This window comes from Cytophagia bacterium CHB2 (assembly GCA_030263535.1).
Lineage (GTDB): Bacteria > Zhuqueibacterota > Zhuqueibacteria > Zhuqueibacterales > Zhuqueibacteraceae > Coneutiohabitans.
This window is the reverse complement of the sequence record SZPB01000234.1, coordinates 1-10,224: the sequence shown is the minus strand read 5'-3', so window position 1 is coordinate 10,224 and position 10,224 is coordinate 1. Positions and strand designations below refer to the sequence as shown.

At 54.1% G+C, this 10,224-nt stretch carries 9 protein-coding genes; 5 read left to right on the top strand and 4 right to left on the bottom strand.

The window, feature by feature from the left end; translation table 11 throughout:
* A partial coding sequence (locus tag FBQ85_19980) for a methionine synthase (GenBank protein ID MDL1877414.1) occupies positions 1–492 on the top strand: 492 nt, incomplete at its 5' end.
* Here the strand turns inward: FBQ85_19980 and FBQ85_19975 are convergent.
* Both FBQ85_19975 and FBQ85_19970 read right to left on the bottom strand, forming a co-directional pair.
* Positions 370–1,449: an NAD-dependent epimerase/dehydratase family protein gene (locus FBQ85_19975; GenBank protein MDL1877413.1), complete on the bottom strand. Its 1,080-nt coding sequence runs from the start codon at positions 1,447–1,449 to the stop codon at positions 370–372. The two genes, FBQ85_19980 and FBQ85_19975, sit on opposite strands and share 123 nt — an antisense overlap.
* A gap of 625 nt (positions 1,450–2,074) precedes the next feature.
* A complete protein-coding gene (locus tag FBQ85_19970) occupies positions 2,075–4,456 on the bottom strand; it encodes an ATP-binding protein (GenBank protein MDL1877412.1) in 2,382 nt (793 codons plus the stop codon).
* Positions 4,457–4,788: 332 nt separating this feature from the next.
* Here FBQ85_19970 and FBQ85_19965 point away from each other — a divergent pair, with 332 nt between their 5' ends.
* From FBQ85_19965 to FBQ85_19955, 3 genes are all read left to right on the top strand, one after another.
* Positions 4,789–4,950 (top strand): type II toxin-antitoxin system HicB family antitoxin, encoded by a 162-nt coding sequence (locus FBQ85_19965; protein ID MDL1877411.1) that lies wholly within the window; start codon positions 4,789–4,791, stop codon positions 4,948–4,950.
* Between the two features lie 60 nt (positions 4,951–5,010).
* Positions 5,011–5,430 (top strand): YjbQ family protein, encoded by a 420-nt coding sequence (locus FBQ85_19960; protein MDL1877410.1) that lies wholly within the window; start codon positions 5,011–5,013, stop codon positions 5,428–5,430.
* 155 nt (positions 5,431–5,585) lie between these two features.
* Complete coding sequence (locus tag FBQ85_19955; protein MDL1877409.1) at positions 5,586–8,297, top strand: peptidase M14; 2,712 nt, start codon at positions 5,586–5,588, stop codon at positions 8,295–8,297.
* Between the two features lie 288 nt (positions 8,298–8,585).
* Here the strand turns inward: FBQ85_19955 and FBQ85_19950 are convergent, their stop codons facing one another.
* Both FBQ85_19950 and FBQ85_19945 read right to left on the bottom strand, forming a co-directional pair.
* Complete coding sequence (locus FBQ85_19950; GenBank protein ID MDL1877408.1) at positions 8,586–8,918, bottom strand: YgiT-type zinc finger protein; 333 nt, start codon at positions 8,916–8,918, stop codon at positions 8,586–8,588.
* Complete coding sequence (locus FBQ85_19945) at positions 8,915–9,211, bottom strand: hypothetical protein (GenBank protein MDL1877407.1); 297 nt, start codon at positions 9,209–9,211, stop codon at positions 8,915–8,917. Before FBQ85_19945 ends, FBQ85_19950 begins: the two co-directional genes overlap by 4 nt.
* 655 nt (positions 9,212–9,866) lie before the next feature.
* Here FBQ85_19945 and FBQ85_19940 point away from each other — a divergent pair.
* Complete coding sequence (locus FBQ85_19940) at positions 9,867–10,214, top strand: YgiT-type zinc finger protein (protein MDL1877406.1); 348 nt, start codon at positions 9,867–9,869, stop codon at positions 10,212–10,214.
* The last annotated feature ends 10 nt before the right edge of the window (positions 10,215–10,224 follow it).

The following is a 10,224-nucleotide window of genomic DNA, read 5'->3' as shown; positions in this document are numbered from 1 at the left end:
ATCGCCCGCTTCAACTTCCCGCGCCAGCCGTTCGGCGAGCACCTCTGCCTGGCCGACTACTTCGCCCCCGCTGGCGGGGAGCAGGTGGATGTCTGCCCGCTGCAGGTCGTCACCGTCGGCGCGGGAGCGACCGAGCGCTTCGACGCGCTGCAAGCGGCGCACGAATACACGGAAGCGTACTTCTTTCACGGGCTGGCCGTGCAGACAGCCGAGGCGACCGCCACCTACCTGAACCGCCATATCAACCGCGAGCTTGGCCTGCCCGTCGAGCGCGGCAAGCGCTATAGCTGGGGCTACCCGGCCTGCCCTGACCTGGAAGACCACGCCACGCTGTTCCGGCTGCTGCCCGCCGAGGAGATGCTGGGCATGTCATTGACGCCCGCCTACCAGCTTGTGCCGGAGCAGTCCACTGCAGCGATCCTCGTGCACCACCCCGACGCAAAGTATTACAGCGTGGGCGTGTCGCGCACCGAGCAACTGACGGAGGCTTAGCACGATCCCTATGGCCCACATCCCCTTCCGCGAACGCCTGGCCCAGGGCACCATCCTTTGCAAACCTTCCTCCAGCGTGGTCTCCTGCACATCGCCGAAGATGCGCCTGGCCTTGGAATGGTCACTGAAGGCGAAGACCACCTCGTTGCGTGCCTCCAGGTGGCGCAGTTCCCCTTTCATCCCCATGGCCTCCATCACCAGGGTGGCCAGCTCGTTCACGGTGTAGGGCGTGTCCGCCCCCACATTGAACACTTCGCCATAGGCCTCGGGCATGGTGGCGGATCGGGCGATGATGGGCGCGATGTCGCCCACATAGGTGAAGGCGCGCTGCTGGGTGCCGTCGCCGAACACGGTGATCGGCTCGTGGTGCAGGGCCTGCGGAATGAACGCGGGAATCGCGCGGCCGTCATTCGGACGCATGCGCGGACCATAGGTGTTGAAGATGCGGACGATTTTGGTGTCCACGCCGTGCGTGCGATGATACGCCATCGTCAACGCCTCCGCGAAACGCTTGGCTTCGTCGTAAACGCCGCGCGGGCCGATGGGATTGACATGGCCCCAATAATCCTCCGTTTGCGGATGCAACAGCGGATCGCCGTACACTTCGGAAGTCGAAGCAAGCAAAAACGTGGCGCCCGTGTCTTTGGCGAGGCCGAGCGCTTTGTGCGTGCCCAATGCGCCGACTTTCATGGTCTGAATCGGCAGTTGCAGATAATCCAGCGGGCTGGCCGGCGAGGCAAAATGCAGAATGTAATCCAACTCGCCCGCGAGGTAGATGTATTCCGTGACATCATGCTTGATGAATTTGAAGCGCTCGCCGCGCAGGTGTTCAATGTTATCTGTCGTGCCGGTCAAGAGATTGTCCATCGCAATCACTTCATGGCCGCGGTGCAGCAAATATTCACACAAATGCGACCCCAAAAAGCCCGCCCCGCCGGTGACAAGCGTTCTCGGCATAAATCCGATCTCCGATACTATTTTTCCTAATTGAGCGTCATTCAAATAACTCGCGCATTTCTCTGCAACCGCTAAACAGCACAAACCTCCGCCAGTTTCAAATTCGCGTTGCTTGGCGGCTATTCGCGCTCGTTCACGGTTTGAATATGGGAAAGTTATTTAAACGATATACCTATGAGTGATTTTCACAGCCCGTCTTGTGATGTGATTTCAGGCTATACCGACATCACCGCCAGTCTGAAGAGAGAGCAAAAAGATTTCTCCAGGCAGCCAGTTCGGACAAAAACTGACAAAATGCATACCAGAACACTTCCTCAGCGATATTTGATGATCAAAAATCCACCGCGATTGTGACACAACGTTTTGAGAATTCAAGATAACGAGTGGGCCGGTCCGCGACTCAGCTTCGGACCGGCTGGTCTTATCTTGTTCCTTCTACGTGTTTTAGCACTTGCTGTTGAATAATTCAAGGCGGGAAAATAAAGGCTGACGGCGTCAAAACGGCAGGAAGGCAAAATGGCCGGAGAAAGAAAGCATCACACCTTTGCTGGGTGATACTTGTTTATCACAAAATTGTATCAAATTGTTACCATGCTCACACAATTGTGCCATCTTCGCGCGCCAACTACGGCGCCCAAGCTAGTGCCAGCAATTTGACCGAGATGCCTGTTTTCTTAGGCTTGACCGCGATGGTCTCAAACACCTCAGTTTGCGCAGCAGCGCCGGCGGCTTGCGCCGCGACTTCGGCGTCAAATTCCGCATTCAAATCTGCCACTTGTTGCTGCAACAATGCCAGCGTTTCCTCCGCGCTTTTCACGTCTTGTGATTCCCGGCTGGCGCGGCTCACGCTGCGCATGGCCGAGCCGGCGCGGTTGAGATTGGTGCGGCTCACGGCTTTGCGTCCCATGAACGCGCCGAGAATGGTCGCGCCGACATCGAGCACGGTGTTGATTTGCTGACTGCGCGCTTGCGCCTGCTCACGCGCCACCCGCTCTTCGGCGCGGCGAATTTTGTCCTCGAGCGCCGCGATTTTGGGAGCATACTTGCGCCGCAGCTTGTCCATCGCAGCATCGCGATCCTGCCGGCTAAGCTGGCTCAAGCGCACACGAAAATCGCGCTCGGATTCGCCCGGCCGGGAAAGCTCTTTGTAGCTTGCACTCTTGAATAATTCCACGGCACAACTGCGCTGCAATTCCGTTGCGAATTGCTTTTGCCATTTGGCATAATTTGCCGGTTGTGCTGCGGGTGCCGGCAATTCGGCAAAGCTGGCGTTGGGTTCGGCCTCGGTACGCAAATCTTGCTCAGCAAGCCCGGCATCAACAGCATCCTGCCACTTCACCGCCAAAACCTCATTGGCAAGTGGAATGAGTTGCATGACATTTTCAACAAGATCGACGCCCTTTTTTGCATCATTGAAATGAACCTGTGCCAGTCCGAGCAGAAACGGCTGATACAGCAAACGCGTGTTGTCCGGCGTACCGCCGCGTACCGGCAAAAACACTTGCGGAATCGTGTTCGGCAACACCGGCCGGCTCGCAATTTTCGCCGGCGCTGCTGCCGGCAGGCTCGCCGCCTTTGCAGCAACAGCGCCCGGCGCCGCTCGGCGTTCATCCATCAACAATTTAATTTGATTGCGCGTCAACGGCCCGGCGAGATAGGACATGACCCAGCGCGTTTCAAAAACTTCGGGCGCATCTTCGTGAACGTTGTGCATGAGAAACACGCGGCTGCCGAGTCCGGCCAGCGTTTGTTCCATCAAATTACGGTCGAACTTGCCGCCGCTCGCCGCGCCTTCCAGGCCTTCGAGCACGCGCGCCTTGTCGCGCTCGGTTTGCAATCTTCCCAAAAACCAGGTGCCGATGTTGGACAAGCCTTTGTAATCGAGATCAACCGGATTCTGCGTCGCCAGCACGACGCCCAAGCCGAACGCGCGCGCCTGCTTCAGCAGCGTCAACAACGGCGCTTTTGAAGGCGGATTCGCCACCGGCGGCAGATAGCCGAAGATTTCATCCATATAAAAAAGCGCGCGCAAACTGGTGGTGCCCGACTGCGCCCGCATCCACCCCAGCGTTTGATTCAACAGCAGCGACACGAAGAACATGCGTTCCGCATCCGAGAGATGCGCAATCGAAAAGATGGCATGCCGCGGCTTGCCGTCTTTGGTGTAAAGCAAGTTTTGAATATCGAGCGCCTCGCCCTCCAGCCAGGATTGAAAACTCGGAGACGCCAGGAGATTGTTGAGCGACATCGCCAATTCCAAACGCTCTTTGCCTGGATAAAACGAGTCAAGATCGAACACGCCGATTTTGTTTACCGGCGGCGTTTGAATGGCATGAATCAAGGTCGCCAGATCGAGATTTACACCCTGCAGCCAATAATGATTGAGGATGGTGGAAATCAAAATATGCTCGCGGCTTTTGATGGGATCGGCATCGATGCCGAGCAGCCCGAGCAAGCTTGTCGCCGTTGTTGCAATGCGCTCGCGCAGCGCGTCGCTGTCTTCACGCACTGCTGCCTGTGGTGCGGCGAACGATTGTAGAATTGACACCGCTAAGCCGGCAGAGCTGCCCGGCGTGTAAATGGCAAACTCTGCCGACTCGCGCAAGCGCTTGATGCGCCCGCCCTCCTGGCCCCAGGAGGCCAGGCCGTTTTTCCACAGCTCGGCTTGTTTGGCGGCAAATTCATCGGCGCTGAGATTTTTCTTGCGGGCATCATCTTCATTGATCCAGGGGCGGAAATCTTCCGGCTTCAACTCGGGGAATGTCAGCAGCAAATTGCCAAGATCGCCCTTGGGGTCGATGATCAACGCCGGAATGCCATCGATGGCTGCTTCTTCCAGCAAGCCAATGCACAACCCGGTTTTGCCGCTGCCCGTCATGCCCACGCACATCGCGTGTGTCACGAGATCTTTCGAATCGTAGAGCAGAAGATTTTCTTTCGCCTTTTTCGCGGACAAATCGTAAGCGCGTCCGAGATAAAACACGCCGAGTTTTTCAAAATCGACCATGAATGTGTTCCTGGTTTTGGGGAAATCGCATGATGAAAGGCTGCTTTCCAAGTGTGCGCCTAACAGCCTCATAACAGGAGAGAACACCGCTTGAACACAGCACTGTTCATGCAACACCAAATTTAAGTGTGGCTGTTGTCACTGAAGTTGCGTCATCATCTTGCTAAAAAAGCGAATCTTTGTCAAGGGGATTTTGGGGACACAAACCGTAACCGTCAAACATCTTTGCTGTGCACAAGCTTTCATGGGTTTGGGCTTGCTCATTTTGCATTTTTTTGCTAACATCCCGCTAGATAAAAAGCGCTTTCTTCGTTTAGAAAAAGGAATGTGCCATGCACAAAGATTTCAATGTCGTTATCGAACGAGACCGTGAGGGCTTCTATGTTGCTTCCGTGCCGGCGTTAAAAGGCTGTCACACGCAGGCACGCTCCCTCGATGAATTGATGGAACGCATCCGGGAAGCCATCGCGCTATGCCTTGAAGTGCGATGGTGAGACGATTCGCTAAATCCCATCGTTTTGATCGCACAAGCACAATTGCAGACCCCCGCCCATATGCAACAATCCTTTCATACAATAACGCTTGCCACTTCCGGCAAAGGCTTATACGACTTCACTAGCGAGGTGGCACGCTGGCTCACCGACATCAACGCGCAGAGTGGCTTGCTCACGGTGTTTGTGCAGCATACTTCGGCTTCGTTGTTGATTCAAGAGAATGCCGATCCTGAAGTGCAGCGCGACCTTGAACGCTTTTTCAAGCGTCTCGTGCCGGATGGCGATCCGCTGTTTCGCCATCAATCCGAGGGGCCCGATGATATGCCCGCGCATGTTCGCACTGCATTGACGGCAACCAGCCTGAGCATTCCCATACAAAACGACAGACTCACGCTCGGCACCTGGCAGGGAATTTATTTGTATGAGCATCGTGCTGCGCCGCACCGGCGGAAAGTGGTGTTGCATTTTATTGGTGAGTAAGCTGCGCGTTACAAGATTGTGTAAAGTGAAAGGTGTAAAGTGCTAGACGTTTTTACACATTACACTTTTTCACCTTTCACAGCGAACAGTATCTCCAAACGTTTAAAAAACCGTTTTTAAAATGTGCATAGTCGCAACTCTCTTTGGAGGAAGGAATGCCCCGCGCCCTTCGTCAACTCGTTCTGCTTTACATGATGCTTCTGTGTTTTCAATCACTTTTCTCGCAATCGTTCGAATTCTATGCCGGCGCAGTCTATGATCCCAATGTTCCCACGCTCAAAAACGTTGTTGGCCATGACTGGGCCGAAAAAATTACGCTGCATCACGAGGCGGAACGCTACATTCACGCCCTTGCCAAAGCTTCGCCCCGCATCGAATTGATCAAATACGCCGAATCGTGGGAAGGCCGGTCGCTTTACTATCTGATCGTCGCTTCTGAAAAAAATCTCGGCCGCGTGGCAGAAATCAAACAAGCCATGCAAAAACTGGCGGACACGCGCAACCTGACCGCAACGCAGGCAGACGAGTTGATCAACAACATGCCGGCAATCGTTTGGTTGACATACGGCGTGCACGGCAATGAAATTTCAAGCACCGATGCGGCTTTGCTGATGGCGTATCATCTCGCCGCGGCGCAGAATGATTCCGTTAGCCGAAAAATTCTGGCGCAAGGCGTCGTGCTCATCGATCCCATGCAAAACCCTGACGGCCGCGATCGCTACGTCAACTATCTGCGCCAAACCCAGGGCCGCTGGCCGGACGAAAATCAACTCTCGGCGGAGCATAACGAATTGTGGCCTTCGGGACGGGTGAACCATTATCTCTTTGACATGAATCGCGATTGGTTTGCCAACACCCAGCCGGAAACGCAAGGACGCACGCGCAGCTTTTTGGAATGGCATCCGCAGGTATTTGTCGATTTGCACGAAATGGGCTCCGGGCAAACCTATTACTTTGCGCCGCCGGCTGATCCTAAAAATCCCAACATGACCACGCAGCAAGCGGACTGGCTCGCGCGCTTCGGCCGCAACAACGCCAAGTGGTTCGACCGCTTTCGCTTCGATTATTTCACGCGCGAAATTTTTGATTCGTTTTATCCGGGTTATGGCGAGGGCTGGCCGATTTTTCAAGGCGCCATTGGCATGACGTACGAACAAGCCGGCGCCGACGGCCTGGTGATTCAACGCGACGATGAAACGCTGTTGCGCTATCGTGATGCCGTGCACCATCATTTCATTGCTTCGCTGTCCACCGCGGAAATGGCAGCGAATAATCGCGTCGATCTGCTGCGTTATTTTTACAATTATCGCCGCACCGCGATTGAAGAAGGCAGCCGCGAGCTGGTGAAGGAATATATCATCGCGCCGGGCAGCGATCCCAATCGCGCCATCAAGCTGGCGACGCTGCTGATGCAGCAGGGCATCGAGATCAAACGCGCCGAGGCGGCATTCACCAACTCCCGCGTGCGTGATTATTTCGAAGGCCGGCTCGCTTCGAAAAATTTTCCTGCCGGAACGTTTGTCGTTCCGCTGGCGCAACCGGCAAAACGTTTGCTCAAAACCCTGATGGACCGGCAAACCAACATGGACCAGGCATTCATCGAAGAACAATTGCAACGCCGCAAAAAACGCCTGCCGGATGAGTTCTATGATGTCACCGGCTGGTCGTTGCCCTTGCTGTATAATGTCGAATGCTACGCTGCCGAAGTTCCTTCTACGGGAAATTTGAGCACACTCAAAACGCCGCCTGTCGCGCAAGGCCAGGTTCACGGCGGCCAGGCGCATCTTGCCTATCTGCTGGCCTGGGGCAAAAATACTGCTGCCGCTGCGCTGGCGGATTTGCTGCGGCAAAATGTGCGCGTACACACTTCGGACAAAGAATTCACTCTTGAGGGCCGCAAGTTTCCGCGCGGCTCGTTGATCATCAAAACTAAAGACAATCCCGATGATCTTTTTGTGCGCATGCAAAAGTTGGCTGCTGATCATGGCGTCGAGGTGCTTGCCACGGATAATTCCTGGGTGAGTGAGGGCGTCAATTTCGGCAGTAATCATGTGCAATTCATTCGCAAACCCAAGGTGGCGATGGCTTACAACATGCCGACCAGCCCGCTTTCCGCCGGCTGGACGCGCTACGTACTCGAGCAAATGTACGGCTATCCGGTGACAGTAATCAACTCCTGGCAACTCGGCGCGGCAGATTTGGACAAGTTTAATGTCTTGATTCTTCCGGATGGTTCGGGCTTCTGGGGCGGAGGGTATTCTGGGATTTTAAACGAAAGTATCGTGCAACGTCTCAAGACGTGGATTAGCGGCGGCGGCACATTGATCACATTCGGTGATGCCACGCGCTGGCTGACGCAGGAGAAAGTCGATTTGCTCGCAACCTCGCGCGAATTGAAGAACGGCAAGCCCGAGCGCGAAGCCGGAAAAGAAAAAAAAGAAGAAGCGCCGCCCGCCACAGCCTCCGGCGCTTATGATTTGGAGAAGGCCATTCAACCAAAAGAGGAATTGCCGGAATACACGCCCGGCGCTTTGATGCGCATGCACCTGGAGCCGACGCATTGGTTGAGCGCCGGCTATGACGACGGTCGCGCGATTGCCATGGTCGAAAGTCGCAACATCTACACGCCGCTCACGCTCGACAAAGGTGTGAATGTCGGCGTTTATCTCGCCGAAGACAAAGTGCTTGCCAGCGGCTTCACGTGGGAAACCTCGCGCAAGCAGATTGCCAACAAAGCTTATCTCATGTATCAACGCCTGGGCCGCGGCCACGTCATCGCTTTCGCCGAAGACCCCAACTACCGCGCCTTCATGGATGGTTTGAATTTGTTGTTTATGAATGCGGTGTTGCTGGGCCCGGCGCATTGAGGTGGAGAATCTTCGACAAAAGTGCACACCTTAAAAGATGGCATTAGCCGCTGGATAAAACGCTGTTCTGCAGTTTTATCCCTGAATAAGATGCCCGGGCGGGATCTACGCGAAACCGCCCACGCCTCGTCGATACCGCCAAGTGGTAGCCGTGAGAAGGATGTGGAAGGGTGAAGGGTGAGTAACACAACATTTATGTTGCGAAACAATATGGCATTTGAGCACAAAAAAGAAGAGACTAAATACGCGCTTGATAAGAAGCGAGTGTGATTTTCGGAGGTGGAGAGCTCAATTCGCGCCGAGGCTGGTTTCGAGTAAATGTTGAGCTTCCTGCGCGAGTGAGCGTTTGTTATTGCGCGCACGCGCCGCCAGTGCGTTTTGGAGCGTAGGCTGCAAGCGCAGAAAAATTTTCCCGGTATTGCCCTGCACTGCGCGAGCTTTGCGCACAGCAGCCATATTGAAAATGTGCTCGCCACAGAAATTACAGATTTCAACTTCAAGCTGCGGCACAGTAAACTCCCCGCCGTTTTCATCTTTGAGCTTGTAATCCAGTTTTTCTACGTGCGTCGTGCCCTGTCCGCACATAGGGCAGAGCTCTTGTGAAGTTTTTTTTCGTTTCATGATTTGTCGTCGTGAAAAGTTATGATGAAATACTCTTCTCCCGAAATTTTCTTGCGAATTTTACCGCAACAATATAACGATACTCCATTCTGCGCCGGACCGATGATTGTGTATTTGTGTTTTGCCACTTTGGTTTCGTCGCGCTCTTTCTTCACAACCTGGCCGAACAAGATGGCGTTCTTGACATCGTCTTCATCATAGGGCCCGGCAAATAGTTGTTTGTACCCCTTGCCTGAAAATTCAATGTAACCGCGCGAGACCAGCCACAGAATCTTTTCCGGCACCGGAGCCATCGGATTTCCTCTTTCAACCGGGTCAAGGAAACGATCAAACTCAGATAAAGATAGAGAAAACTTTTTTACAAAGCAAGATGCTCCTTGATTTCATGATTGGGGGGATAACGAAAATACCCTGCGGTCATCTACCGCGTGCCGCTCAAAGTTTGAAGAACTGTCGGCAACGTTGCGGGCCTTTGCGCGCACCCGGCGACCACAACTTCTCCAAGCCATTCACCCCGTTGGATAAGTTATGTCCAGGGTACTCGTCACTATTAGACGGCTTTATCCCACGGGTAAAGCGCTGCTCCCCGTCATTGCCGCGCAAGGCGGCGTCCCGGCGCTGCGCGAAACCGCCCGCGCCATAGTCGATACCGCCAAGTGGTGGCCGTGAGAACGGCACTCGAATTTTCAGAGGTCAGTTGTTTTGCCCAATTAAATGCTACGTGCCGATGACCGTCAAAATTCTCTTTGCGATTGAGTTATCGTTCTTGTATGTTTCCTGGCATACTATTGGGCTGTCATTGGATTCAATTTCAAGAACATGTGACCATGGACGCTATCACTCATCAACTTGTGCAACAGTTGGGTGTGTTGCCTCTCGGCAAAAAGAAAGCATTGCTGGAGTTGTTAAAACAGCAGCATTCTCCTGACACCAACCATTTCAAAGCCGATGTGGAGGCTTAGAGGAAACAGCTTTTGTCGACTTCCGTTTGGACGGAATCTGAAATCAATGCCCTGCAAGAAGCGAGAGAATTCATCAACCAATGGCAGCCGAAATAGCCCTATGATCACCTGCTCAAAATGCCGCTCCGCAATGACTTCGGGAACAACCAACGTCAACTTCAGCCGCAATGGCTTGCACATTCAAGTCAAGAACGTGCCGGCCTCACTTTGCCCGAATTGCGACAATAAAACGCTCGAAGGCAAGGTGGCGCTTTACATTGATCGCATCGTTCAGACGATCATTGCGACGGAACAGCCGATTCGGATGCGCGAATTGGTGCTGGAAGCCGCTTGACCTCGTTGAC